The organism is Corynebacterium atrinae (genome assembly GCF_030408455.1).
Lineage (GTDB): Bacteria > Actinomycetota > Actinomycetes > Mycobacteriales > Mycobacteriaceae > Corynebacterium > Corynebacterium atrinae.
Map to the genome: position 1 here is coordinate 2116349 of NZ_CP046977.1, position 24096 is coordinate 2140444.

The window sequence follows — 24096 nt, forward strand, 5'->3', positions numbered from 1 at the left end:
ACGCCGCCCTGGGTTCGTACTCACTGAGAAAGCCCCACATGATGTGGGGCTTTCTCGCTAGGGCGTACGCACGAGCCTCCGATTTGAAGGGTTCAGCCGTGAAAAGCTGCTGTGAGTCACCCTCGTGGTTCTCTTCGGTGGTGGGTGGTTCTGCCCACCTATGCTGCTAGGACCTGTTACGAAAGTCGTCGCTGGTGTGGTGTTGCGGTGACACAACATGAGGGAACTCCCGTGTAGCGAAGAAAGTACCAACCATGTCCGCTGCCACAGGAGCTCCCAGTGTCCACCCTAAACGCCGCCACCCGCCACGACCTCACCAACGCCCAATGGAATGTGCTGAAACCACTACTACCAGCACCAACACGCCAGGGCAGACCATATCGCTACCGGTTACGCGACCTGGTCAATGGCGTCCGACACCGCATCCGGATCGGTTGCCCCTGGCGGGACGTGCCTGACCGGTACGGTCCCTGGTGGCGGGTCTACTCCTTGTTCCGGACTTGGCAAGGCTCCGGCCGTTGGGCCCGGATCGAAGCCGCGCTGCGGTCGGAAGCCGATGAGCAGGGAAAACTCGGCTGGGACCTGTCTGTTGACTCCACCACTACCCGGGCGCATGTCCATGCCGCCGGGGCACGGCGTGACTCCTCCGAGCTCGTTGATGGTGAACCTGCTGACCACGCGCTGGGCCGATCTCGTGGTGGGTTTTCCACCAAGATTCACCTGGCCTGCGATGGCTACCTGCAGTCCGTCTCATTCACCATTACTGCAGGACAGGACGGGGATGCCCCGCAACTGACCGAGGTCCTCGACCGGGTTAAGGTCGACCGGCCCGGACGGCGCAGGCCACGGACCAGGCCTCACCGGGTGCTGGCGGACAAGGCGTATTCGTCGAAGGCGATCCGGGCGCATCTACGTCGTCGTGGCATCAAAACCACGATCCCGGTCAAGGATGACCAGGCCAAGCATCGTAAAGCCCGTGGTCGCAGGGGTGGCCGGCCCCCAGTGTTCGATGCCGAAGTCTACAAGGCCCGGAATGTGGTGGAACGGTGTTTCAACGCTCTTAAACACCAACGGGGTGTGGCCACCCGGTATGACAAACTTGCTGTTCGTTTCGAGGCCACCGTCCGAGTCGCGAATATCGATCGCTGGCTCAAACGACTTTCGTAACAGGACCTAAGGGGTCGCGTCCGGCTGGGAGGGCCCTTTAGTTCCGGTCAGCCGAACAGTCCATTTAAGGTATAGGTGCTGCAGTCATAGTTACTGGGGCCGAGAGACGAGTCTGCGAAGAGCATCGTAGAAACGTTCGGAGTAGGTATCGGCTGCTTGCTTGACCCACGATTCACGAACCACCATCCATCCAGCGAAGGCGAGCAGTGAAATGCCCAAAGCGATTAGTGCCTCTGATCGCTGATCTCCCATTACAGCGGCCAGAAGAGCCACTGCGGCGCAAGTTCCAGCAATCCATAATGCGAATAGGCGAACAGCTAAGGCATTGCGGCGAAAGCTGTAACGGATGTTCTCCTTATGCAGGAGGTCATCCGATTCCTTACCACGGACCTTTGGGATGAGCTCGTCGATGGCAGCGTTGTATTCCTGGGCGGCACGGGTCGCATTGCTCTTTTCCAGTCGTTTCGTGGGTAGCTTTCTTCCCGTTAGGTGTTCCACCATCTCTCTTCGATCCCGGGTGCGGACGGAATCTTGGGCCCGACCCCTGGAAAGTGGACACAGGGGTCGGGCCCAAGCCCTCCTCGTTGGCGCCTAAATCAGCCGCTGCAAGGAGCGTCCGGACCGGGCTATGCGCACCTTCCATCATCGATGCGCCCCGCGTTGCCTTTAAGATAGCGCCAACCGAACTCTTCCAACTGCTCACGGCTAGGAGCTCGCTCATGACCGCTCTCCGGGAACCACCGACGAATACTGACCGCTTCGTCGTCCTCTGGATCAGACTCAATCACCATTTGAACCCAGAGAGACTCGGTAACTTGGTCCTCTGCGATACTGATTTCCGAGGGGAACGAACGACGGTTCTTCTCAGTGAAATCTGACCACCAAGCGTTGACCACGAGGGGCTGCTCCTGGTCACGCAGGTCGCTGGGCTTCAGGGCTTGGTAGAGGCCGGCGGTGCTCGCTCCCAGCAAAAGATTCAGCATACGCAGGATCGACGACTTTCCTACGTCATTCGCCCCCACGATGACAGCGTGCCGTCGAACCTCAAGATCGAGGTCCTTGATCCGGCTGTGGTTAGTAATTTCCACTCTAGATAGGCGCATTTTCCTGCTCCCTTCGAGTTCGGACGTTGGGGGCTATCCCTATGAGGTGTCCCCAACTTGCTGAACTGTCCGCGACTACCTCTTCGTGGGACTACCGAGATTCTATCGCCCCATCGTTACGGCAGCATCCTTCACCTCCTGCCAAACGGGCACAGAACGATTCGATCTGATCTCCTTCGCCGCCAGGACTCACTACATTCACCCAGCAAATCCCCCTACACCAGGCACAAGAAATACTGCATCCAAGCGGCGATCTTCTCAACGGCGGGCTTGTCTCCCCTCCCTACAGCTCACCTTGCCTTGCATAACAAAATGACCTACACTTAAACACAACATGGTCGGCCCTCCCCCTACGGGGATGGGCCGGTTTTTAATTTCACCACCGACAGTTTTGTATGCTTACCCTCATGGGTTCTCGCAGTCGTCGCCAAGCCAGAAGTGCCGCCGGCAAGCACAGCAAAACACCGTATAAGAAGCAGTTTCTGACGATTGACGAACAGATCGATCGGCTTCGATCCCGAGGAATGGACATCTCAGACGATGATTTAGAGCATGCTCACACCTTATTAAGCCGAATCGGCTATTACCGCCTGAGCGGCTACTGGCATATTTACCGCAAACCAGAGAATGAAGTGCAAACTCCGGAGGCCACATTCATCTCCGGGATAACGCTTCGGCATGTGGAACAGCTCTATGACTTTGACCGTCGCCTGCGGGTTCTCGTCTTCGATGCCATCGAAAGTATCGAGGTGGCCTTGCGCGCATTAATCGGACACACCCTGGGCGCCCACGGAAGCATGGCACACACTGACCCCACAATCTTTCGAAAATCCTTCAGCCGCTACGACCCGCACACCCGCCTCCTAGACTCATGGGAAACCTCCGACCACTGCGAATGGATGAAATCGGCTCAGTCCAAAACTGGACGCTCAAAGGGCGATTTCGTAAAACATTTCAGAAGCAAATACGGTCTACCGCTTCCAGTTTGGGTAGTTACCGAGGTGATCGACTTCAGTGACTTATCCAAGATCTACGAAGGAATGCTCGAAAGAGACCAACGAGCTGTCGCCACAGGGGTCGGAGCCGTCAGCCAGGAAGGCGAACCCCTGACAGATTCCCTGCGCTCCTGGCTGCGGGTACTGACGTTTGTCCGCAATACCTGCGCTCACCATTCTCGACTATGGAATGTGAATATGGTCGCCCAAGTCGCACTGGCCAACCCTCTCCCGGAAGACCTTGAGCATCTCGCCAACCTGGACGCAAAACAGCACGCACGCGTGTACCAAGCACTCGCCCTCCTTGTCTTCCTCACCGAGAGGATCAACCCCGGCCGGGGATGGAAAGACGAGATACTGAGCCTGCTCCATGACGCTCCCCCGGTCCCGAATTATTTGCACCGGATGGGCTTTCCGTCCGATTGGGAGCGAACAGACCTCTGGTCCCGCTAACCCCCGAGGAGCTGCTTTCATGCCTTGTTCCTTCCGGGGTGATAGGCGATAGCTAGGTTACCCGGATGCGGTGATCGTCAGCCGGGTGTTCGAGGCTGCCTGAGAACGCCGACCCGCAGCGAGCATCAGAGGATGAAGACTGGGTCGTCACGGCTCTCCGCCTGAAGTTTGCAACAGCACCTTTTGTACTATCCCTCTAGCTTCCCAACCACCGGCATCTTCTGCAGGATGTCGACGCCGTGGCCGGACTTTAAGAAGTGGGAAGTGCCGTCGGTGCCGGCTTTAATGTTGTGGTGGATGCCGCGGGCCCAAGATGGGAAAACGGACATGTCGTAGACGACACCGTCGACAAGAATCCAGCATTTGTCACCGTCCTTACAGTTTGCGGCGGCGAGTTCGGCGGACGAAATCTGAACCGAGGTCAAAGTAACCTGCTCGGCCGCGTTGAACGTCCGCTCAAATTTGGCGGGATCGTCGATGTTGGCTGGCTTTGGTAGAAGGAAAAATACCGCACAGCCAGCAATAACTACTAATACTGTAATGATGATCCACATTCGGAGCCTCCTTGATACATTATGTCTCATATTTATGATGATACACTGTGTCTCATGGTTGGCAAGAGGATTTCCGAACAAGAGACAAAGCAGCGCATGCTGGACATTGCAAGCGAGCTGCTCGTCGTATCGGGTCCCACTGTTGGGCTCGATGTAATCCGAATGGAAAAAGTCATCACCGCGGCGAAAGTTTCCCGCGCCAGCGCCTATAGGGCCTGGCCTTCCAAGGCTGACTTCCTATCAGACGCGCTGGTCACCGCTCTTGGACAGGTGACGATGCTGCCGGAAGGGCTTGCCGAAATCAAGCAGCTTAAGACGTTGATCGAATCCCACTCGAACCACTGGGACACGGCTGAGGGCCGCCGGTCGTTCGTCGTTAATGCGCTGCGCATCTCCGTGGATGCCGACATACGTCGCATGTTAGCGTCACCCCATTGGCGGCTTTTCGTTGGGATTTCCGCCAACTTCCCCGGTCTCGAGGACGAGGATCTCAAGGCCGATGTGGCCGCCGAGCTCGCGCGAATCCAACAGAGCTTTGTCACTCGTCGCGCCCGGATCTACCAGCAGTTATGCACTCTCATCGGATATCGACAGCGTGCTCCGTGGGTCGGCCCCGCAGGCTTCCGAGCGCTGTCTGAACTGGCCGGGCTTACGATGAATGGCATCCTCAACCGCGGTCTCTCCGATCCCGGCTGGCTCGATCAGCGCACTGAGCTTGCGCTTTTCGACGCGCCGGCCGCACTCTGGTCCCAAGCAGAAATCGCCATGCTGACCGTCTTACTTGGCCACCTCGAACCGGATCCAGCGGTGGAGTGGAATGAGGCCCGATACGCGGAGTCGCTGGCGTCGTTTGAAGAGTTCTCGAAAGAACTAGTTCGGGATTCTGGCGAAGCGCAGTCACACCACGGCATGATGCGGTGATGACTAGCATCTAGCTACTGTCTATGATGTGAAAGGTTTCCGGGCGGTTGACGCCATCGCAGCTGCTGTATTGGTCGCCTTGTCATTTTTGGGGACGAAGTTCTCCAGTCTGTGGGACTTGGATCTGTGGCTCACGATCACACTGGGCATTGCTCCAGTCACGCGTAAGCGTTGGCCAAAATCGACATTCCTGGTGCTCTTCGCAATTCTTTCAGTATCGGCGCTCAGGGTTGAGATAACTGTTGCATGCATCCTGGTGGCTGGATTAGCGGCCTATATCGTCCGTCGGGACTTCGTCGAACCTACGCGCGCTGTTGCTACTGCGGTGCTGTTTTTGGGTGACATCGTTGGCCTAGCGATTTTCACGCCGGGATTAACTGATACCGATCCGCTCAAACGAGCCTTTTACGTTTTTTGGAGCGTCACCCTCCTTGCTGCATGCGCAATGATGGGTGAATTGCGTCGTCGAACCTTGGAAGCGCAGAAAGAGCTCTTGCAGCGTTCTCTGGAGGCGCAGCGCCAGCATATTGCTCGTGAAATCCATGATCTGGTCACGCATTCTCTGACCGTTATTACTGCGCAGGCCGATGGTGGCCGTTATGCCAATACTGAAGCAGCGAAGGATGAGGCGTTGGTGTCGATCGCACTGGTGGGCCGTGAGTCGCTTCGCCAGATGCGCTCCGTCGTGAGCTACCTGCGTGAAGGTGAAGGACACGCGGTGTCGCCAAGTATCGGGGCAAACGACATTCCTGAACTCATACAACAGATCAAAGGCATGCGTGTGAATTACAACCAGATCGGTGAGGCGCCGGACCAATTAGATGGTGCGGTGTCGTTGACGATCTACCGAATTGTGCAGGAAGCGCTGACGAATGCCCAAAAACATGGTGCCGGTAGCGCTGATCTTGAGCTGGAATGGCAGCCTGATCAAGTGAAAGTCACCGTGCAAAATCCCTTTGAAGTGCGCCCTAGCGGAATCGGACATGGAATTACCGGGATGCGTGAACGAGCCGAGCTAAGCGGTGGTTCTTGCGAATCTCGCCCTATCGACGGCTTATGGCAGGTCCGCGCTACACTTCCGCTGGGAGGCCGAGCATGAAGATTGCGCTTGTCGACGACCAGCCGCTGTTTCTCCATGGCATCAGTCAGATCATTGGTTCCCAGTCGGACATGGAGCTGATGTGGCAGGCGACAAATGGTGCCGACGCTTTGGATAAGGCTCAGCTGCAGCCTGTAGATGTGGTCGTAATGGATGTGCAGATGCCAATTCTCGATGGAATTTCCGCAACAGCTCAGCTTGCCGAGATTGCACCTGAAACAAAGTCGATTATCCTCACTACTTTCGATGATGAAGAGTATGTTCTCGGCGGTTTGGCTGCCGGGGCGAGTGGATTCATTTTGAAGGATGCTGAGCCAGAGGTGTTGTTGGAATCAATCAGAACGGTCTTTCGTGGCGACGCAGTAATTTCTCCACGGGCTACCAATCGGATTATCCACAGGTTGCAAGAACCGCAAATAACCAAAGTTTCGGCCACTGATCAGCAACGATTGTCTGATCTAACAAGCCGTGAACATGAGATTCTGGTGGCTATCGCAAAAGGATGGACGAACGCGGAGATTTGCGAGCGCTTCTTCATCTCTATGCCCACGGTGAAAACGCATGTAGGCCGCGTGATGGCAAAAACCAATTCTCGAGATCGAGTACATATCGCGCTGCTGGCATATCGTGCCGGTTTGGTTTCTAGAGAAGACCTGCTTGAGTCCTAGCGACATCATGCCTGGGTATGACGAAAAGATCCTCCTGGGAGTCGATGTTTTAGCAGCTCAGAAACGACAAGATGGTCTTCATGACCACAATCATTGAGACAAGAAATCTCACCAAGAAGTATGGTTCGACTAGTGTCGTCGACAAGCTAAATTTGGCAGTATCCGAAGGCAGCGTTCATGGCTTGTTGGGGCCAAATGGATCTGGCAAATCCACCACCATGAAAATGATGCTCGGGCTGCTCAAGCCAACCGATGGCGAAATTTACATGTTGGGGCGGCCAATGAACCGCGAGACTCGTAGCCGTGTGCTAGCGCATGTTGGTTCTCTAATCGAGCAACCGTCGGCATATTTGCATCTTACCGGTGCTGAAAACTTAGGGATAGCAGCGCGTCTGCTGCGTGCTGAGCCGGCAAATGTGCAGCGTGCGATCCACCTTGTGCGCTTGGAAAAGCACATGGACAAGCTGGTCAAAGACTATTCGCTAGGCATGAAGCAGCGACTCGGTATCGCGTTGGCGTTGCTCCGCGACCCTAAGATTCTCATCTTGGATGAGCCAACGAATGGTCTGGATCCGGCGGGCATCGAGGAAATCCGAGAGCTCATCGTCAGCCTTGCTCGCGACGAAGGCCGCACGGTACTGGTGTCGAGTCATCTACTCTCCGAGATCGAAAAGATGGCGACAGAATTAAGCATCATCCACCAAGGTCAGCTCCTATTCCAAGGGACGCAGCGGGAGCTATTCGAAACCAAGCTGCCTGATGTCTTTGTGGAGACCCCTTCTCCGGCACGGGCAGCTGAGGCGTTGCGGGCTCTAGACCCCGCAACAGTTTCGGGTGGGCTGCTGCTCGGAAACCTGAGTGAGCAGGACGTTTCGGAAATGTGCGTGCGTCTCGTTGAGCAAGGAATTCCGATCACTCAGGTAGTCCGACAGCATCGTAGCTTGGAAGAAGTCTTCATCGGGCTCACTGGTCGAGGAGGCTTGCAATGATAGAAAACCTTGCCATCGAAGTCGCTAAACTTCGACGCTCTCACGTGGGGATTTTTGGAATCGGGTTGACGGTGGGCATTGTGTTGTTCACCAGCATGGGGCTTTTTAAAACAGGGAAAATCGATTCTTTTGTCGTGAACCCAGATGAACAATGGGCGACGTACTTGATCGGCTATTTGTTGGTGCTGTCGCTGCTTGCTCCTATTCAACTCGCGCTGCTTGCTAGCCGTGCTGTAGATCCCGAGCACTTGGCTGGCGGCTGGCGTCTCAATGCCGTTGCAGGTACCTGGCCCGGCATGTTGCTCCGTCGAAAGTTTGTGATCTTCTTGTTCATTTTGGTCTTACTGCGCGTCGTGGAATTGGGCGTGATTTTGGGTGCGCCATTCACATTGGGGGCTCCCGGGCCTTCAGCTGAAGTTTGGGGAGTTTGGGTAGGTACCGCGGCTGGTGCCTTGGGCACAAGTGCAGCGATGTTGGCAATTTTCATGTGGATTGCTGCCCGATTCGAATCTCAATTGGTAGTGCTTGGTGTGGGCGTTCTCGGTGGGCTGTTAGGTATCTGGGGAATGCTCTCGCCGAAGTGGTTAAGCATGATCAATCCGTTTGGCTATTTCGCAGTGATTACCCCGTACACCTTCACGGACGCTGGTGTCATCCCAGTTCAACAAGCATGGGTTCCATGGGGATTATTCGTGGTGATTGCTGCGGCCAGTTTTGTCTTTTTGACCCATCGACTTAATTCAAGGGAGTACTAGCAATGCTGCTTCGAAATGAACTCCTTAAGTTCCGACGCTCCCACATTTGGACGGTGTTAGTACTCATCCCGTTAATTTCAGTCGGTTATGGAGCTGGAAACTACTCGGCAAATAAGGAAATGCTCACTGCGGGCTGGTCTAGCTATCTTTCTCAGGTCGTGCTGTTTTATGGATTGTTTTTCATGACTATCGGTATCGCGATCCTTGGTTCTGCTGCGTGGCGTCTCGAACACCGCGGATTCAACTGGAATCAGTTGATGACAATGCCACGGGGAGTTGGGGGAACAATCGCCGCAAAGATCGGCGCTTTGGTGGTGTTGGTTTCGCTCATGCAACTCATGCTCCTGCTATTTAGCATCATTGCCGGCATGGTACTTCGCGTACCTGGGCCTTTGCCATGGGAAAATATTGCGGGAATCGTATTGGCGATACTACCGGGAGCGGCAGTGGCATCCTGGCAATCTTTCTTCTCGATGATTATCCGAAATTTCGCGGCACCAGTTGCCATAGCACTAGGTGGCACAATCCTTACTTATGGAGTGGTGAGCGCCGGTTTTGAAAAGCTTATGTGGGTTCTTCCATCGGCACTCATAACCAATACGATCTCCCTTGGCAGCACTGCAGTTTCTACGGCGGGAGATCTAAACCTTTCTACTTTGACTGCACTCGTGGTCTCGTCAGTGGTTCTTACTGTATTGGGCTGGGGACTGTCGGTGATGTGGTTGCAGAGGGTTGATATTCGGTCGTAGTTATTCAACACCGGAACATCTACCCTGGAGTCCATGTCTAAGATTTGGTCTCCGACCGAGAAGTGGCGACACCGCCACAAGCAAAATCGCCTCTACCGTGAGCGGTTCATGAACCGCAAGGACCGGAGATCACAAACTCAAAAGAGGATGTGACCTCCGGTTTTCTCCATATGCAGAGGGACCAATGTGGATCATGTGGGGATCGAGGACTTTGCAGATCGGGTTATCTGAGTAACACATCTCAGTAAACTTGATACCCTGGACGGTGCTGTTGCAAAGTTCGGGCGACAGGAAGACCTGCGTGAAATAATCACAGCCATGGGCATCTTCTCCGGTCGTCATTTCCCCCGTGAAATCATCCTGTGGGCGGTCCGGTGGTACTGCCGCTACGGGCTCAGCTACCGCGATCTGGAAGAAATGATGACCGAACGCGGCGTACCGGTCGATCACAGCACCATCTACCGCTGGGTCCAGAAATATGCTCCTGAGCTGGACAAGCAGACCCGGTGGTACCGACAAGTCCCGGATTGGCAGGCCCGGTCCTGGCGGGTGGACGAGACCTATATCCGGGTCGGGGGAAAGTGGTGCTACCTCTATCGGGCCATCACCGCGGGCGGGCATACCCTGGATTTTTACCTGTCCCCAAAGCGTAACGTCGCCGCAGCGAAGCGTTTCCTGGCCAAGACCCTGAGGTCGAACACGATAACCGGGTCCCCGCGGGTGATCAACACCGATAAAGCACCCTCCCTGGCCAGGGCAATCGCCGAGTTGAAGTCAGAGGGAATCTGCCCGCAGACCGTGGAACACCGGCAGGTGAAATACCTCAATAACGTCATTGAAGGAGATCATGGGCGGCTGAAACGGATCCTCGGACCGAAGGGGGCGTTCAAAAACCGGACCTCGGCGTACCGGACGTTGAAAGGGATGGAAGCGATGCACTCATTACGGAAAGGCCAGGGCGCGATGTTTGCCTACGGGCAACCGAACCCGGATGCGGTGATCGTCAGCCGGGTGTTCGAGGCTGCCTGAGAACGCCGACCCGCAGCGAGCATCAGAGGATGAAGACGGTGCTGCCGCAACTTTGCAACAGCACCCTCTGAAAGGGATGGAAGCGATGCACTCATTACGGAAAGGGCAAGGCACGATGTTTGCCTACGGGCAACCGAACCCGGATGCGGTGATCGTCAGCCGGGTGTTCGAGGCTGCCTGAGAACGCCGACCCGCAGCGAGCATCAGAGGATGAAGACGGTGCTGCCGCAACTTTGCAACAGCACCGGGGCGCGTGTCTACTCCACGCCGTCGGCGGTGACCAGCTGGGTCTGCCCCGTGGACAGCAGATAGCGCAGGCCGACGATGCCGCAGCGGCCGTCGTCGATACGCGTCTGCAGCGCGGAGAGGCGGTGCTTGATCTGCTCGACGATCTCGATGACGTGCTGGCGTTCATAGGCCGGCAGAGTGTTCATGCCGCGGGCGCGGGCCTCCAGGATGGAGGGGGCGACCTTCTCGATGAGGATGCGCTCCAGACCATTGGGGATCTTCCCGCCGGTCAACGCCTCATTGGTGGCGGCGACCGCACCGCAGGACTCGTGCCCCATGACCACGACCAGCTCCACGCCGAGGCTCTTGATGGCGTACTCGATGGAGGCGAGGACCGCGGGGTCGAGGATCTCGCCGGCGGTGCGGACGACGAAGAGGTCCCCGAGGCCGACGTCGAAGATGAGCTCGACGGGTACCCGCGAGTCGGAACAGGACAACACGACGGCGCGGGGATTCTGCCCGGCGCGCAGCTCCGCCCGCCGGATGACGTCCTGGTTGGGGCGTTCGAGCTGCGCTGAGACGAACCGTTCATTACCGGCCTTCAGCGCCTCCCACACGGCCTGCGGCTGGTTGGCGACATTCTTCATGGGCATGCCCATGATTGTAGACTGGCCCACCATGGTTCCCGCGTTGCTCACCTGGTTCGACCTCCACGAACGCCCCCTGGCGTGGCGCGAACCCGGCACCAGCGCGTGGGGGATCCTGCTCAGCGAGGTCATGAGCCAGCAGACCCCGGTGTCGCGTGTCGAACCCGTGTGGCGGGAATGGCTGGAACGCTGGCCGGATCCCGCCGCCTTCGCACAGGCCTCCCCGGCCGAGGTGCTCCGCGCCTGGGGCAAGCTCGGCTACCCGCGGCGTGCTCTGCGCCTGCTGGAGTGCGCGCAGGTCATCGTCTCGCGTCACGACGGCCGCGTCCCCGACGACGTCGACGACCTCCTCGCCCTGCCCGGTGTCGGCGACTACACCGCCCGCGCCGTCGCCTGCTTCGCCTACGGCCACAACGTGCCCGTGGTGGACACGAACGTCCGCCGGGTGGTGCGGCGCGCGGTGGAGGGGAGGTTCCTGGCGGGGACGGCGTCGAAAAGCGAGCTGCCGGCGGTGGCCGGGCTGCTGCCGGCGGAGGACGGACCACGGTTCTCGGCGGCGCTCATGGAGCTCGGTGCGCTGGTGTGCACGGCGACGTCCCCGCGGTGCGGGGAGTGCCCCCTGCGGAAAGAGTGCGCCTGGGTGGCCGCCGGCTCCCCGCCCCCGACAGCTGAGGAGCTGGCGAAGAAGAAGGTGCAGAAGTTCGCCGGCACCGACCGGCAGGTCCGCGGACTGATCATGGACGTGCTCCGGGGCGCGGAGGCGCCGGTGCCGCAGTCTGAGATCGACGTGGTGTGGCCCGACGACGTCCAGCGCTCCCGCGCCCTGTTCTCCCTGCTGGCGGACGGCCTGGCGGAGCAGGACGATGCGGGGCTGTTCCGGCTGCCCCGGTAGGTCAGGCCAGGCCGGCGTCGCGGATGAGCATGGCCGCGGAGACGCGGTTGTCAACGCCCAGTTTGGTGAAGATACGCGACATGTTCGCCTTCACCGTGGCCACCGCCATGTGCGACTGCCGGGCGATGTCCGCGTTGCTCGCCCCCGAGGCCAGGAGGACGGCGACCTCGCGTTCGCGCTCGGTGAGGGTGTCCACCAGCGCGCGGGCACGGTGGTCGCGGGCGGGAGTCGAGTGGACCGTGCCGATCAGCGTCTCCACCGCCCCGGCGGACAGGGCCGGGCGGCCCGCGTGGACGTCCCGGACCGCAGCCACCATCTCGCGGGGGTCGGCGTCCTTGAGCAGGAAGCCCGCGGCACCGAGCTGGAAGGCGCGGACCACGTAATCGTCGGTGTTGAAGGTGGTGAGCATGATCACTGGGGTGGCGTCGCCCGAGGCCTGCAGCTCCGTGAGCACCGCGAGGCCGTCCATGCAGGGCATGCGGATGTCGCAGAGCACGACGTCGGGGAGGTGCTCGCGCACCAGGTCGAGCCCGGCGCGGCCGTCGCCGGCGTCGGCCACCACCTCCACGTCCGCCGCGGTGGCCATGATCATGCGCACGGCGGCGCGGACCATGGGGTCGTCGTCGATGACGATCACCCGGATCTGCTCGCTCATCAGCCCACCTTCCAGGGAACGGTCACATCCACCGTGAATGTACCGTCCACCCGGCCGGCGCGGGCCGTGCCACCCAACAGGCGGGCACGTTCCTCGATGCCCACGAGGCCGTAACCGCCCTCCCCGGCCCCGGGGTCCGGTGCCGGGTTGCTCATCCGGAGGGTGACGCCCTCCCCCGGAGACCCCGCCAGGCGGACGGTGACCTCCTGGCCCGGGGCGTGCCGCCGCGCGTTGGTCAGCCCCTCCTGGACCATCCGGTAGAGGTGGCGGCTGAGGCGTTCAGGAACGTCCTCGGGCGCCGGGTCGAGCTGCAGGTCGACGGCGGAACCGGCCGCTTCCGCCTCGGCGAGGAGATCGTCGAGGTTCGCCAGGGTGGGTTGCGGAGCCTCCGGGTCGTCCGTGCTGCGCAGGTCTGCGAGGACGACGCGGAGCTCGTCGAGGGCCCGGCGGGAATTGTCCCGGATGACCCCGGCCGCGTCGCGCACGTCGGCGGGCAGGTCCTCCCGGTAGGCCAACGCCCCGGACATCATGGCGACGAGGGAAACCCGGTGGGCCACCACGTCGTGCATCTCGCGGGCGATGCGGGCACGTTCCGCCATCCGGATCTGCGTGGCCCGGTACTCATCCGCCTCGGCGCGGGAGTCCCGGGAGTCGGCGACCGAATTGAGCAGCAGGCCGACGAACAGGGCGATGACGAGCATGGACACGGAGATACCCATCTCCACCGACGACGTGCTGGTCCACCCGCCGGCGGCCAGCTGCACCGCCTTCACCGCCGTGCCCGCCGCGACCAGGCCCACCGGGCCGGGCAGGCCGCGGCCGACGCCCGTGCGCCGGGCCAGGGAACCCACCATGCCGATGACACCGCCGATCGCCGCCGGGCTGACCGCCAGGCAGGCGAGCGTGATCACCGAGGCCACCACCGGTCGGGTGTGCCGCAGCGGCAGCACGGCCAGGGCGAGCAGCGCCGGGAGCAGCAGGAGCAGCCAGATACCGGGATCGGAGGGCGCCAGCGCCAAGGGCGTGAGGTAGTAGAGCGTGGAGGTGAGAACCGGGAGCCAGAACAACAGACGCAGCGAGGTTGCAGAGGTCATGGCAATGACGTTATCCACCGGTCCGGGCCGCCGGTAGCGACCTTCGGCTCGTATTCCGTGGCCGAAGGTCGCGGTCATCCGGCTACCCACGGCCGATGATCGCGGCGTCGCCAGGCAGTGGAATGAAGGCATGACCACATCACATCGTCCCCGTCACCGTCGCCGGCGCCTCGCGCTGATCATCCTCCTCACCGTTGTGGTGGTGTTCATCGCCGCCACCATCGTCTCCTGGCGGTGGAGCACCCGCCCGCAGGGCGAACCGCAGGCCGTCGAGTTCGCCACCGCACAGCTGTCCGCCCCGCTTCTCGACGCCCGCGTCCTCGCCCTCGGCGAGGCCACCCACGGCAACGCCGACTACCAGAACCTGCGCCTGGAGTTGAGCCGGAAGGTGCTGCCGCACGGCACCCGCACCATCGTGATGGAGGAGGACTACGGAACGACCTCCCTGGTCAACGACTACATCCAGGGCGGGGAGGGCACCGCAGAAGAGGCCGCCCTCCGATTCGGCTTCCGCCTCAACCAGACCGCCGAGAACGCCCGCTGGCTCGAGTGGCTCCGCGACTACAACGCGGACCTGCCCGCGGGCGGGAGAGTGCAGCTGGTGGGGATGGACGTGCAACGGGTGCCGGCGTCGAGAAGCATCGCCCTCGACGGTCTGGCCCACCACGACCCGGCCGCCGCCGAACGCCTGGGGGCCGTCCTCAGCGGGCTGGAGGACGGTGAGGTCACCGACGCTCACGCCACCGCCACCCGGGAGCTTGTCGACGCCACCCGCACCCTCCCGGGCAGCCCGCATCCGCACAACGCCGCACTGGCGCTGCACCACCACGTCGAGCTGATGCGGACGGGTGACTATTCCACGGTCCGCGAGGAGGCGATGTTCGACATGCTCACCCGCCTCGTGGAGCAGTCGACGACGCCGGTCCTGCTGTTCGCCCACAACGGGCACGTGGCAAAGGCCGAGCAGGGGATGCTGACGCAACCGGTCGGTGCGATGGCCGCCGAGACCTGGGGAGACGACTATCAGGTGATCGGCACCGACTTCATCGACACGGAATTCCTCTCCGGCACCCCCGAGGAACGGCAGGCCTGGACACTGCACAACCGCACTCCCCTGGCGGGTGTGTTCGCGGGCACCGACGTCGGTTACCTGGACTTCGCGGACACCTCCGGGAAGAATCGGGAACTTGTCGACACACTCATCACCATGGGCAGCGCCGGCGAACGGTTCACCCGCCTGCAACAGCTCATACCGCTGTTCCACCTCGTCGCCGGTGTCCCCTCCGAGTGGTACGACGCGCTGATCGTCGTCGACGACGCCACCCCGACGACGATGCTCGGGTGACCTACTTCCAGCGGCCCCGGAAGTTGAGGCCGCCGGGCAGGTTGACCCACAGTCCACCGCGGCTGTTGATGGTCAGCGGCCCGATCCTGGTCGACGCGGACGCACCCGAGCCGGAGATGTTGATCCAGCTGTTCTTGCCGACCTTCTTACGCTTGCGGTACGTGATGCCCATGACGTGCAAGTTTACACCGCAGCACTGCTACATTAATGGATCATGGCTCGGATGATGCGGACAATTCTGGCGGCGGCGATCTCTCTGGCGGTGGGGGCGGCACCCGCAACTGCGGCACCCGCGGAAGCGTCATCAGTGGTCGACCCCTTCTACTCCCCTCCTGCGGCGGTCCCCGCCACCCCGGGGACGGTCATGCGCACGCAGCCGACCCAGCACCTGTTCAACATCCTCGGCCCCGACTTCCCGGGGCACGCCACCCGGATGCTGTACACCACCCTCACCGAGGCGGATGACCCCGTGGCCGCATCCGGCACCGTCATCGAACCCACCCGCCCCTGGTCCGGAAAGGGCCCCACCCCGACGGTGGGGTGCTGTTGCAAAGTTCGGGCGACAGGAAGACCTGCGTGAAATAATCACAGCCATGGGCATCTTCTCCGGTCGTCATTTCCCCCGTGAAATCATCCTGTGGGCGGTCCGGTGGTACTGCCGCTACGGGCTCAGCTACCGCGATCTGGAAGAAATGATGACCGAACGCGGCGTACCGGTCGATCACAGCACCATCTACCGCTGGGTCCAGAAATATGCTCCTGAGCTGGACAAGCAGACCCGGTGGTACCGACAAGTCCCGGATTGGCAGGCCCGGTCCTGGCGGGTGGACGAGACCTATATCCGGGTCGGGGGAAAGTGGTGCTACCTCTATCGGGCCATCACCGCGGGCGGGCATACCCTGGATTTTTACCTGTCCCCAAAGCGTAACGTCGCCGCAGCGAAGCGTTTCCTGGCCAAGACCCTGAGGTCGAACACGATAACCGGGTCCCCGCGGGTGATCAACACCGATAAAGCACCCTCCCTGGCCAGGGCAATCGCCGAGTTGAAGTCAGAGGGAATCTGCCCGCAGACCGTGGAACACCGGCAGGTGAAATACCTCAATAACGTCATTGAAGGAGATCATGGGCGGCTGAAACGGATCCTCGGACCGAAGGGGGCGTTCAAAAACCGGACCTCGGCGTACCGGACGTTGAAAGGGATGGAAGCGATGCACTCATTACGGAAAGGCCAGGGCGCGATGTTTGCCTACGGGCAACCGAACCCGGATGCGGTGATCGTCAGCCGGGTATTCGAGAATCTCTGAGAACGTCGGCCCTCAACGAGCATCAGAGGATGAAGACTGGGTCGTCACGGCTCTCCGCCTGAAGTTTGCAACAGCACCATTTCAACGATCTTTCGTGGTGGACGGCAGAAAGAGTGGCAGCGGCAGCTAACGCTGGTCTCCTCGTCCTTGCCGTCATCACTGTAATTGTGGCTTTTGTAGCTGTCTTTCAAACGAAGGAAATTATCAGACAGAACGAAATAGCCAGAACCGAGCACTCTAAAGCGGCGCTGGCGTCGGAAAGCAGCAGGAAGAATACAATCGCCTGGCTGCCGAATCGGCTGACCATCAGGCAACGTCGGTAGAACTGCAGCGAGAGTCGGTGGAGCGGACAAATCGCCCGATGGTGACTGTCCGCTATCTTCCACCAAAACATGTGAGGGATGTCCTTGACTTGGAGATTTCCAACGTGGGTAAATCGGTCGCCTACCACGTTCAGGTGGAGTTTTCCCCGCCGCTCCCTGCCCCTGACTTGGACGGGTTGAACGAAAACAGCAAATCCGGACAGACGTTTTATAAGCCCAACGTGGAAATACCTCGAACACTGTTCGTCGAGCGACAGTTCCGAACGTGGGTACCGGGGCAGAAGGTGACGGCACCCTTCTGGGTTTCCCATAAAGACTACGAGGTCGGTGACCGAGAAGCTGTCTCTGCGGAGGGAATCCCCGCCGCACAGCTCGTCAGCATCTCCTACCAAGATGAAAAGGGTGAAGGCTATACGGAAGAGTTCGAACTCGATCCCGGGATCTGGGTGGGAACGATGTTCTCCGACACGGATGCCTTCAAACAACGCAAAGCGGTAGAAAAGATGTCCGACTCCGTCCAGACTCTAACCCGACAGATACGGACCATCCTGAATCGAACTACGCCGCCACCTCAAAACGAGATTGAATAGCTTCACCTCGGCTTTCAGGGGGAGAAAAGCGGGTAAAACTACGTGGAGCTGAGGGTAGAGGGGAATATGGTGGAAAAGGAAACCTCAGCTAGTCGTCAGCCCGTGCCCGGAAGGATCCCTCATGTCTCCAGCAGAATCTCCCACTATCGGTTTCGACAAAACGGTGGCAAAGCTCATCACTGATCTCGCCGCGATTGAACGGGAACTCTTGCTCGACGCCCGGGGAAATCCCGAAGACCAGCTCAAGGCTCCACTGACTTCGTTTCTCAGCGATGCTGCTTCCGCCCTGGTCAGCAAGATCCATGTGACCACCGAGCATCGCCAGACTGTCGGCGATGTGGTGGAGGGTGTGCGTCTGGATATGGCCATAAAAAGAGGTAAAGGCCAGCTCGTCGGGCATATTGAACTGAAATCACCGGGGAAAAGTGCCAACCCTTACCGTAAAACGGGATGGACCCCGCACGACCGCAAACAATGGTCGAAACTCGAACTCCATCCCAACCTCATCTACTCCAACGGCTGGGAATGGACGCTGTTGCGCCACGGAGCGGGACAACCCCTCGTCCACGTCACTTTGGAACCACGTGCCGATGGCACTGTCCCCGGCGACCAGGTTGATTCACTGCGGCAACTGCTTGACCAGTTTCTGACGTGGCGGCCCCTGGCCCCGTCGTCTCCGAAGGCCCTCGCCGACCAACTGGCACCCTTGACCGCTTTTCTCCGTGATTCAGTGATCGACGTCCTCACACACCCCTCACCGACACCGACGGGCCTGCCCGCGCTCTACCAGAAATGGCAGGCCGACCTCATGCCCGGAGCCACGCCTAGAGAGTTCGCCGACAGCTTCGCGCAAACCTTCACCTACGCCCTTCTCCTCGCCCGCATCGAGTCCTCCCAAGATGACGAGACGTTCACCGCCACCGCAGTTACCGACTCACTGCTGCGAAACGGACACAAACTGATCGGCTCGGTGCTCGAGCTCATGGCCCAGCCCACCAACCGAGAGGCAGTGGAAGGAGCAGTAGGACTTCTCGAATCCACCATCGGCGCGGTCAACCCCGACAAACTGACCGAAAAATCCGATCCCTGGCTCTACTTCTACGAAGACTTCCTTGCCTCCTATGACCCGAAAATGCGCAAGGACGCCGGCGTCTACTACACCCCCGTGGAGATCGTACGCCTCCAGGTCCGCCTCCTCGACGACATCCTGCGCAGCCGCTTCGGCCGCCAACGCGGTCTGGGTACAGAGGATGTCAACGTCCTCGATCCGGCTGCCGGCACAGGCGCGTACCCCCTGGCGGTCGCCGAGCACGTCTTAGCGGATTCACCGGCTCCTCAAGATGACGCCCGCAGCCTCGCCCAGCGGCTGTTCGCCTTCGAACTGCTCGTGGGCCCCTACTCGGTTGCTCATCTCCGGATGACCCAGATGCTGGAGAAAACCGGCATCAGCCTTGGTAAGGAAGGAGTTCAGGTATTTTTGACCAACACTCTGACCGATCCTGGTGACATCTCCGATGACTACCAGCAAATTTCCTTCTGGGAAATCGAACAAAACCTCAACGAAGAAACCCGCCGGGCTGGCCTGGTCAAAAACCAGCAGACCCGCATCAAGGTCATCCTCGGCAACCCTCCCTACGACCGCGGATCAAGAGGAAAGGCCCTGGGCACCGGGTCCACGCGCTTTCCCAACATCATCCTGGAAGAAGTCGACGGCAACCCACCGCTGTTGGAGGACTTCATCACTCCCCTCAAAGAGATCGGGGCCGGCGGCCAGGCGAAGAATCTCTATAACAGCTACATCTACTTCATCCGCTGGGCCATCTGGAAAGCCTGCGAACAGCACAAGGACGAAGCCGGTGTCGTCTCCTTCATCACCTCATCGTCCTACCTCCGCGGACCTGGGTTTGCTGGCCTGCGTGAGTACATGCGTAAAGCCTTTGATGAGATCTGGATCATCGACCTCGGAGGGGAAGGACGTGGGGCACGCAAGGACGAGAACGTCTTCAACATCCAGACCCCGGTGGCGATCTTCTTCGGTATCCAGTGGGAAAAAAACTCCAAGGGTCAAGCCCGAAAGCATAGTGATCGAGTCAGAACAAGGGCGAAAATCCGCTACATCCGAGTGGAAGGAACCAAAAAAGAGAAGCTATCTTCCCTCAAAGAAATCTCGACTCCAGATTCTCAAAATAATCCCTGGGTCCAGCTATCAAACACGGACTGGCATGCGAAGTTCGTTCCTGACAGTGCAGCAGGGCTGGCCGAATTCGCCCCCCTCGATTGGGTGTTTCCATGGGTGCAATCCGGTGCGCAATACAAACGAAAATGGCCTATTGGGGTTACTCCTAATGCTTTGAGGAAGCGCTGGAGGGAACTCTTCTCTACAGGAGAAGTCGATCCCGCTGCTTTCGTTCAGGACCGAGACCTCTTAGTTTCCTCCGAAAAGACGGATGTGTTTTCTGCGGAACAGCTTCCTCCTTTGACCGCCCCAACAGCTAGTACCAGTATGGTGAAGCCGGTTCGATATGGATACCGTAGTTTCGATCGACAGTGGTGTCTCCCAGATCATCGAGTAGGTACCTACATAAGACAGCAGTTCTGGGACTGTCTTTCTGCTGACCAGCTATATTTTGCGACAGTTACTTCGACGCCCCTTGGAGGGGGGCCAGCGTTAACTGTAAGTCCCTACGTTCCGGACTTGGATTATTTCCGTGGATCTTATGGGGCGAAGAACATTCACCCCCTCTACCGGAGCCCGGATGCGAGGCCTGCGAACATTTCTAGCTGCTTACTTTTAGTGCTGACCGACACCTATGGGCAAGAAATATCTCCGAAGGACGTCGCTCTATACACTTTCGGCCTATTGGGGACAGGCGCTTACACCGCGCGTTTCCAGGATGAATTAGAAGAATCGGCAGCCAGAGTCCCGTTCACCACCAACTATGAACTGTTCAAGGAAACTAGAGACTTCGGGCAGTCGTTGATCTTCGAGCAGACCTGGGGCGAGAGAGGCAGCGAACTTAACCAATTCGGGCAGCCTACCCGCGCACGATTCCAAGGGCAGGCTCAAATCCAGTTGGAAACGCCCTCAACTTCGTACCCGGAAAGGTGGATCTACGACGCCGAATCCCATCAGCTCACTGTAGGAGAAGCCGTGTTCACCCAGGTCCTTCCTGAAGTGATGGCTTTTAACGTTTCCGGCATGAATGTCGTGGGCTCTTGGCTGGGATACCGGATGAAAGAACCAGCTGGCAAGTCCTCATCTCCCCTTGACCGTATCCAGGCTGAAACGTGGGAACTCGACCGTGAGCTCTTGGAACTGCTGTGGCAGGTCGAATTCTTTGTGAAGGCAGAACCAGAAGGCGCACGTTTACTGGAGGAAGTGGCTACAGGAGACCTAGTCCCAGTCAAACTCCTCGGACCTCCCGAAACGAGCGAGACCAAGGCCCCGAAGAGAAAGAAGATCAACCAGGAAGAGATCTTCTAGCTGGGAAGCAGAGGTCGATATGGGGCCATCCCTGAGACAGCTGGCGCTGGCACCGTATCGACCCGAACTTCTGCAAACAGTCCTGTAGCGCCGTGGAGACTTCCCTCTGCTTCTTGGTTCTCCTGGAACATCATCTCGGCGCTGATGCGCGCAACCTGATCTTCTGGCCACCGGCCGGCTACGAATCCTCGCACCCAACCCCATGCTAAGACGCGTGTTATCAACGACGGACCACGTTTCCACCTTGCGGAGCAGATACACAACTCCGGTGCGCCTGACCCGAATTAACGACGCAAGGCACTAGAAAGGAGCAGAACTTTCCTCATAGAACTTGTCGAGAATGTAATGGCACCAGAGCAGCGCAGACGATATCGCCAACTTGGCCTGACTGTCACTGACCACACGTACTCCCGCCATGCCATGCCCCTCATCGGTATCCTTGCGTCGCATCTCTGAGGCGCCTTCGACAATCTTATTCAGGGCCTTTCGAGTGAGAGTAAGGCCCTCTGCAATTTTCCCTGAACCATTATCAGAGGTAATACCCAGCTCAGCCATTGCCCTACTGCAGCGCTCGGCAGCATTCATATTTCTTACCGACTCTACCGACTGACCTCGTGCTTGCAGGACTGCGCTAGCAGTTGCCTCCATTAGGTCTTTAGAGAAACCGATTACCTCAAGATTGTCTTTATCCCGAACTAGCGCCCTGTTGATCTGCTTTATCTTGCGGTATATGGGCTCTTCCGGATCCGGAGTGCGTAGCGGGGATGCTGCGGTGATGCGGTGAGGCACAAGATGTAGGGGTCCTGGGGGTGTGAGGATTGCGGTTCCTACACCTGCACCCAGAACCACCCAGGACCCGCTTTGAACGCTACCGCCAGCCTGCTTGCCGACACCATCTGCCGCACCGTCGAGCTCGGGGTGACTATCACCGACGCCGCGGTGGCCGACGAGTTCACGCACCTGTTCTGCTCCCCGGTCACGCTGGACCCGGTGTGCGCCGACTGCGGGACGGAGGGGAGGCTGCGTGACCACATCGAGCGGAAGGTGACCGATCTGCCGATCGTCGGCCATCCCACCAGACTGCACGTACGCGTACCACGCTTCACCTGCGACAACACCGAGTGCGCTACGAGGATTTTCCAGCAGCGCATGCCTGATTTGGCCGAGCCGCGGGCCAAGACCACCCGCCGGTGCAGCCGCTGGATTCTGCAGCGCCTGGCGATCGACCGCACCAGCGTGGCCGCCGTCGCGAAGGCCCTCGGGCTGGGCTGGGATCTGGTCAACGACCTGGCGGTCTCCGAGACCCGCGCCATGGTCTACGACCAGCCCGGACACTTCGACGGCGTCCGTGTCCTCGGGGTCGATGAGCACAAATGGAAGCACGTGCGCGGCGACGGCAGCAGCTCGTTCGTCACCGTCTTGGTGGACCTGACCCCGGTCGTGGACGGCACCGGCCCGTCTCGTCTGTTGGACATGGTCCCCGGGCGCTCGGCGAAGGTTCTCACCGAGTGGCTCGACGCCCGTGACCAGGTGTTTCGAGACCGAGTCAAGGTGGTCACGATGGACGGGTTCGCCGGCTACCACTCCGCCGCCGCCAGCGCGGTGCCCGCTGCCCGGACGGTGATGGACCCGTTCCACGTCGTGCATCTTGCCGCCGACAAGCTCACCGTGTGCCGCCAACGGATCCAGCAGGCCACCACCGGACACCGGGGACGGACCGGCGATCCGCTGTACGGCATCCGCCGCACCCTGCGAACCCGCGCTGAGCTGCTTACCGACAAGCAGAAGGTCCGCTTGTTCAAGGCGTTCACCGCCAATGACGCGCACGCGGCGGTGGAGGTCACCTACGGCGCCTACCAGCGACTCATCGCCGCCTACGAGGCCTCGGGCAGGCGGGAGGGCAAGATCGCGATGTACAAGCTCCTCAAGTCGATCCGGGCCGGGGTGCCCACCGAGCTGCCCGAGCTCGCCCAGCTGGGCCGGTCGCTGTGGAAGCGCCGGTGTCGAAGTACGCGAGGATCTCGGCCCGTCGTTTCCACATCGTCCGACCCAACTGCCCCAGCTCCTGGACCCCGGCGGGGAGATCTTTCCGGATCCGACACATGACCTTGTACATCCAGCGGCGGCGCAGGGCTCCGTGGTGTTCTTCGGTGACTCCATTACCGATGGTCACTCATCGACCGTGGACGCGAACCTGCGGTATCCAGACCAGGTAGCCGACCGCCTCCTGGAGCGGCCCGAAGCACAGCAATGTGGCGTGCTCAACTCTGGTATCAGCGGAAACCATCTACTGACCGATGCTGGCACGCAAGGCGTCTCAGCGATGGCACGCTTTGAAAACGATGTGCTGGATCAGCCCGGAGTCCACACCGTGGTGCTCCTGGAAGGCATCAATGACATCGGTAACAGCGAGGGCGCAGTGGAACCGGAACAGCTGATCAATGTCTACCGCCAATTCATCGAGCGAGCACACGACCACGACATTCGCGTAGTCGGTGCCACGATCACACCTTATGAAGGAGCCGACTACTACACCGAAGCCGGCGAGGAGGACCGCCAGGCAGTCAATGAGTGGATCAGGAACTCAGGTGAATTCGATGCCCTTGCTGATTACGAGGCTGCGGTCCGCGACCCCGACAACCCGAGCAGGCTCCTTCCCGCATTCAATCCGGGCGACAACCTACATCCGAATGACGAGGGCTACGCGGCGATGGCCGACGAACTAGATCTTGAGGAGATCTGCGCCAGCTGATCGGTCAGCTATTGGCTCCGCCACCTATACCCAGAACATGAGCTACTGCACTGCTATTGGCAGGTCATCGACCGGTTCCAGCCCGTGCTGGAGTTGCTGCGCCCGACCTTCGAGGGCGATCGTGACATGATGTCGGTCAGCCACGGCACCGCGATCCGCACGATCACCACCTACACCACCGGGGTGGACGGCGGCTTCTCCGGATACATGACCAACTGCCGCTACATCGTGATTAAATCCGGCGAGGTCGGCTTCGGCCAGGGTGACCTGGTCCGGTGGGCAAATACAGGCAGCAAATAG

Annotated in this window: 25 protein-coding genes and 2 pseudogenes; 19 read left to right on the plus strand and 8 right to left on the minus strand. The window is 59.7% G+C overall.

Annotated features, from left to right (window positions below; all coding sequences use genetic code 11):
* Positions 1–279 precede the first annotated feature (279 nt).
* A complete protein-coding gene (locus tag CATRI_RS10345; protein ID WP_290217320.1) occupies positions 280–1167 on the plus strand; it encodes an IS5 family transposase in 888 nt (295 codons plus the stop codon).
* A gap of 90 nt (positions 1168–1257) precedes the next feature.
* Here CATRI_RS10345 and CATRI_RS10350 read toward each other — a convergent pair whose 3' ends face one another.
* Both CATRI_RS10350 and CATRI_RS10355 read right to left on the minus strand, forming a co-directional pair.
* A complete protein-coding gene (locus CATRI_RS10350) occupies positions 1258–1668 on the minus strand; it encodes a hypothetical protein (protein ID WP_290217321.1) in 411 nt (136 codons plus the stop codon).
* A gap of 125 nt (positions 1669–1793) precedes the next feature.
* Positions 1794–2270 (minus strand): AAA family ATPase, encoded by a 477-nt coding sequence (locus CATRI_RS10355; RefSeq protein ID WP_290217322.1) that lies wholly within the window; start codon positions 2268–2270, stop codon positions 1794–1796.
* A gap of 407 nt (positions 2271–2677) precedes the next feature.
* Here CATRI_RS10355 and CATRI_RS10360 point away from each other — a divergent pair, with 407 nt between their 5' ends.
* A complete protein-coding gene (locus CATRI_RS10360) occupies positions 2678–3718 on the plus strand; it encodes an Abi family protein (protein ID WP_290217323.1) in 1041 nt (346 codons plus the stop codon).
* 188 nt (positions 3719–3906) lie between these two features.
* Here the strand turns inward: CATRI_RS10360 and CATRI_RS10365 are convergent, their stop codons facing one another.
* On the minus strand, positions 3907–4272 hold the full coding sequence (locus CATRI_RS10365; RefSeq protein ID WP_290217324.1) for a cytochrome b5 domain-containing protein: 366 nt from the start codon (positions 4270–4272) through the stop codon (positions 3907–3909).
* A gap of 54 nt (positions 4273–4326) precedes the next feature.
* Between CATRI_RS10365 and CATRI_RS10370 the strand changes: the two genes are divergently transcribed.
* From CATRI_RS10370 to CATRI_RS10405, 8 genes and pseudogenes are all read left to right on the plus strand, one after another.
* On the plus strand, positions 4327–5193 hold the full coding sequence (locus CATRI_RS10370) for a TetR/AcrR family transcriptional regulator (protein ID WP_290217325.1): 867 nt from the start codon (positions 4327–4329) through the stop codon (positions 5191–5193).
* Between the two features lie 28 nt (positions 5194–5221).
* Positions 5222–6292: a sensor histidine kinase gene (locus CATRI_RS10375; RefSeq protein WP_052844370.1), complete on the plus strand. Its 1071-nt coding sequence runs from the start codon at positions 5222–5224 to the stop codon at positions 6290–6292.
* Complete coding sequence (locus tag CATRI_RS10380; RefSeq protein WP_047253618.1) at positions 6289–6960, plus strand: response regulator; 672 nt, start codon at positions 6289–6291, stop codon at positions 6958–6960. The genes CATRI_RS10375 and CATRI_RS10380 overlap by 4 nt, the downstream gene beginning before the upstream one ends.
* A gap of 80 nt (positions 6961–7040) precedes the next feature.
* Entirely contained in the window at positions 7041–7949 is a 909-nt protein-coding gene (locus CATRI_RS10385) for an ABC transporter ATP-binding protein (protein WP_290217331.1), read from the plus strand.
* Positions 7946–8704, plus strand: coding sequence for an ABC transporter permease (locus CATRI_RS10390; RefSeq protein WP_047253617.1), 759 nt, complete (start codon positions 7946–7948; stop codon positions 8702–8704). Before CATRI_RS10385 ends, CATRI_RS10390 begins: the two co-directional genes overlap by 4 nt.
* 2 nt (positions 8705–8706) lie before the next feature.
* A complete protein-coding gene (locus tag CATRI_RS10395) occupies positions 8707–9453 on the plus strand; it encodes an ABC transporter permease (protein WP_290217336.1) in 747 nt (248 codons plus the stop codon).
* 318 nt (positions 9454–9771) lie between these two features.
* Positions 9772–10482, plus strand: coding sequence for an IS6-like element ISCef5 family transposase (locus tag CATRI_RS10400; protein ID WP_040968042.1), 711 nt, complete (start codon positions 9772–9774; stop codon positions 10480–10482).
* Between the two features lie 67 nt (positions 10483–10549).
* Positions 10550–10663 (plus strand): annotated as a pseudogene (locus CATRI_RS10405) (IS6 family transposase); the annotation flags it as partial.
* Between the two features lie 76 nt (positions 10664–10739).
* Here CATRI_RS10405 and CATRI_RS10410 read toward each other — a convergent pair.
* Positions 10740–11363, minus strand: a complete 624-nt coding sequence (locus CATRI_RS10410; RefSeq protein WP_284875217.1) for a carbonic anhydrase — start codon at positions 11361–11363, stop codon at positions 10740–10742.
* On the opposite strand from CATRI_RS10410, the gene CATRI_RS10415 reads away from it, so the two are divergent.
* Positions 11362–12249, plus strand: a complete 888-nt coding sequence (locus tag CATRI_RS10415) for an HhH-GPD family protein (protein ID WP_435384164.1) — start codon at positions 11362–11364, stop codon at positions 12247–12249. The genes CATRI_RS10410 and CATRI_RS10415 overlap by 2 nt on opposite strands.
* A gap of 1 nt (position 12250) precedes the next feature.
* Here the strand turns inward: CATRI_RS10415 and CATRI_RS10420 are convergent, their stop codons facing one another.
* Together CATRI_RS10420 and CATRI_RS10425 are read right to left on the minus strand one after the other, a co-directional pair.
* A complete protein-coding gene (locus CATRI_RS10420; protein ID WP_284875219.1) occupies positions 12251–12904 on the minus strand; it encodes a response regulator in 654 nt (217 codons plus the stop codon).
* Positions 12904–14130 (minus strand): sensor histidine kinase, encoded by a 1227-nt coding sequence (locus CATRI_RS10425; RefSeq protein WP_290217349.1) that lies wholly within the window; start codon positions 14128–14130, stop codon positions 12904–12906. The genes CATRI_RS10420 and CATRI_RS10425 overlap by 1 nt, the downstream gene beginning before the upstream one ends.
* On the opposite strand from CATRI_RS10425, the gene CATRI_RS10430 reads away from it, so the two are divergent.
* Positions 14129–15343, plus strand: a complete 1215-nt coding sequence (locus CATRI_RS10430; protein ID WP_290217351.1) for an erythromycin esterase family protein — start codon at positions 14129–14131, stop codon at positions 15341–15343. The genes CATRI_RS10425 and CATRI_RS10430 overlap by 2 nt on opposite strands.
* Position 15344: 1 nt before the next feature.
* On the opposite strand, the gene CATRI_RS10435 is transcribed toward CATRI_RS10430, so the two are convergent.
* A complete protein-coding gene (locus CATRI_RS10435; RefSeq protein WP_284875223.1) occupies positions 15345–15515 on the minus strand; it encodes a DUF4236 domain-containing protein in 171 nt (56 codons plus the stop codon).
* 42 nt (positions 15516–15557) lie between these two features.
* Here CATRI_RS10435 and CATRI_RS10440 point away from each other — a divergent pair, with 42 nt between their 5' ends.
* The 4 genes from CATRI_RS10440 to CATRI_RS10455 all read left to right on the plus strand — a co-directional run bounded on the left by CATRI_RS10440 (position 15558) and on the right by CATRI_RS10455 (position 21044).
* On the plus strand, positions 15558–15923 hold the full coding sequence (locus CATRI_RS10440; protein WP_290217355.1) for a hypothetical protein: 366 nt from the start codon (positions 15558–15560) through the stop codon (positions 15921–15923).
* Between the two features lie 13 nt (positions 15924–15936).
* Positions 15937–16647, plus strand: coding sequence for an IS6-like element ISCef5 family transposase (locus CATRI_RS10445; protein WP_290217357.1), 711 nt, complete (start codon positions 15937–15939; stop codon positions 16645–16647).
* 283 nt (positions 16648–16930) lie between these two features.
* Complete coding sequence (locus CATRI_RS10450; RefSeq protein WP_494337463.1) at positions 16931–17560, plus strand: DUF8453 domain-containing protein; 630 nt, start codon at positions 16931–16933, stop codon at positions 17558–17560.
* Positions 17561–17723: 163 nt separating this feature from the next.
* Entirely contained in the window at positions 17724–21044 is a 3321-nt protein-coding gene (locus tag CATRI_RS10455) for a type ISP restriction/modification enzyme (protein WP_290217362.1), read from the plus strand.
* Positions 21045–21344: 300 nt separating this feature from the next.
* Here CATRI_RS10455 and CATRI_RS10460 read toward each other — a convergent pair whose 3' ends face one another.
* The gene (locus CATRI_RS10460; RefSeq protein WP_290217364.1) at positions 21345–21833 is read right to left on the minus strand and encodes an abortive infection family protein; all 489 of its coding nucleotides are present in this window, start codon (positions 21831–21833) and stop codon (positions 21345–21347) included.
* 72 nt (positions 21834–21905) lie between these two features.
* Here CATRI_RS10460 and CATRI_RS10465 point away from each other — a divergent pair.
* The 3 genes and pseudogenes from CATRI_RS10465 to CATRI_RS10475 all read left to right on the plus strand — a co-directional run.
* Positions 21906–23045, plus strand: a pseudogene (locus CATRI_RS10465) (ISL3 family transposase); the annotation flags it as partial.
* A gap of 139 nt (positions 23046–23184) precedes the next feature.
* The gene (locus CATRI_RS10470) at positions 23185–23796 is read left to right on the plus strand and encodes an SGNH/GDSL hydrolase family protein (protein ID WP_290217368.1); all 612 of its coding nucleotides are present in this window, start codon (positions 23185–23187) and stop codon (positions 23794–23796) included.
* A gap of 45 nt (positions 23797–23841) precedes the next feature.
* The gene (locus CATRI_RS10475; RefSeq protein ID WP_143336572.1) at positions 23842–24096 is read left to right on the plus strand and encodes a histidine phosphatase family protein; all 255 of its coding nucleotides are present in this window, start codon (positions 23842–23844) and stop codon (positions 24094–24096) included.

Bases quoted from the DNA above. Each gene is read 5' to 3' on its own strand.
- CATRI_RS10415 (WP_435384164.1), top strand. From the start codon at position 11,362: ATGCCCATGATTGTAGACTGGCCCACCATGGTTCCCGCGTTGCTCACC.
- CATRI_RS10380 (WP_047253618.1), top strand. From the start codon at position 6,289: ATGAAGATTGCGCTTGTCGACGACCAGCCGCTGTTTCTCCATGGCATC.
- CATRI_RS10395 (WP_290217336.1), top strand. From the start codon at position 8,707: ATGCTGCTTCGAAATGAACTCCTTAAGTTCCGACGCTCCCACATTTGG.
- CATRI_RS10400 (WP_040968042.1), top strand. From the start codon at position 9,772: ATGGGCATCTTCTCCGGTCGTCATTTCCCCCGTGAAATCATCCTGTGG.
- CATRI_RS10350 (WP_290217321.1), bottom strand. From the start codon at position 1,668: ATGGTGGAACACCTAACGGGAAGAAAGCTACCCACGAAACGACTGGAA.
- CATRI_RS10440 (WP_290217355.1), top strand. From the start codon at position 15,558: ATGGCTCGGATGATGCGGACAATTCTGGCGGCGGCGATCTCTCTGGCG.
- CATRI_RS10425 (WP_290217349.1), bottom strand. From the start codon at position 14,130: ATGCCTTCATTCCACTGCCTGGCGACGCCGCGATCATCGGCCGTGGGT.
- CATRI_RS10435 (WP_284875223.1), bottom strand. From the start codon at position 15,515: ATGGGCATCACGTACCGCAAGCGTAAGAAGGTCGGCAAGAACAGCTGG.
- CATRI_RS10355 (WP_290217322.1), bottom strand. From the start codon at position 2,270: ATGCGCCTATCTAGAGTGGAAATTACTAACCACAGCCGGATCAAGGAC.
- CATRI_RS10370 (WP_290217325.1), top strand. From the start codon at position 4,327: ATGGTTGGCAAGAGGATTTCCGAACAAGAGACAAAGCAGCGCATGCTG.
- CATRI_RS10385 (WP_290217331.1), top strand. From the start codon at position 7,041: ATGACCACAATCATTGAGACAAGAAATCTCACCAAGAAGTATGGTTCG.
- CATRI_RS10390 (WP_047253617.1), top strand. From the start codon at position 7,946: ATGATAGAAAACCTTGCCATCGAAGTCGCTAAACTTCGACGCTCTCAC.
- CATRI_RS10360 (WP_290217323.1), top strand. From the start codon at position 2,678: ATGGGTTCTCGCAGTCGTCGCCAAGCCAGAAGTGCCGCCGGCAAGCAC.
- CATRI_RS10420 (WP_284875219.1), bottom strand. From the start codon at position 12,904: ATGAGCGAGCAGATCCGGGTGATCGTCATCGACGACGACCCCATGGTC.
- CATRI_RS10410 (WP_284875217.1), bottom strand. From the start codon at position 11,363: ATGCCCATGAAGAATGTCGCCAACCAGCCGCAGGCCGTGTGGGAGGCG.
- CATRI_RS10430 (WP_290217351.1), top strand. From the start codon at position 14,129: ATGACCACATCACATCGTCCCCGTCACCGTCGCCGGCGCCTCGCGCTG.
- CATRI_RS10365 (WP_290217324.1), bottom strand. From the start codon at position 4,272: ATGTGGATCATCATTACAGTATTAGTAGTTATTGCTGGCTGTGCGGTA.
- CATRI_RS10445 (WP_290217357.1), top strand. From the start codon at position 15,937: ATGGGCATCTTCTCCGGTCGTCATTTCCCCCGTGAAATCATCCTGTGG.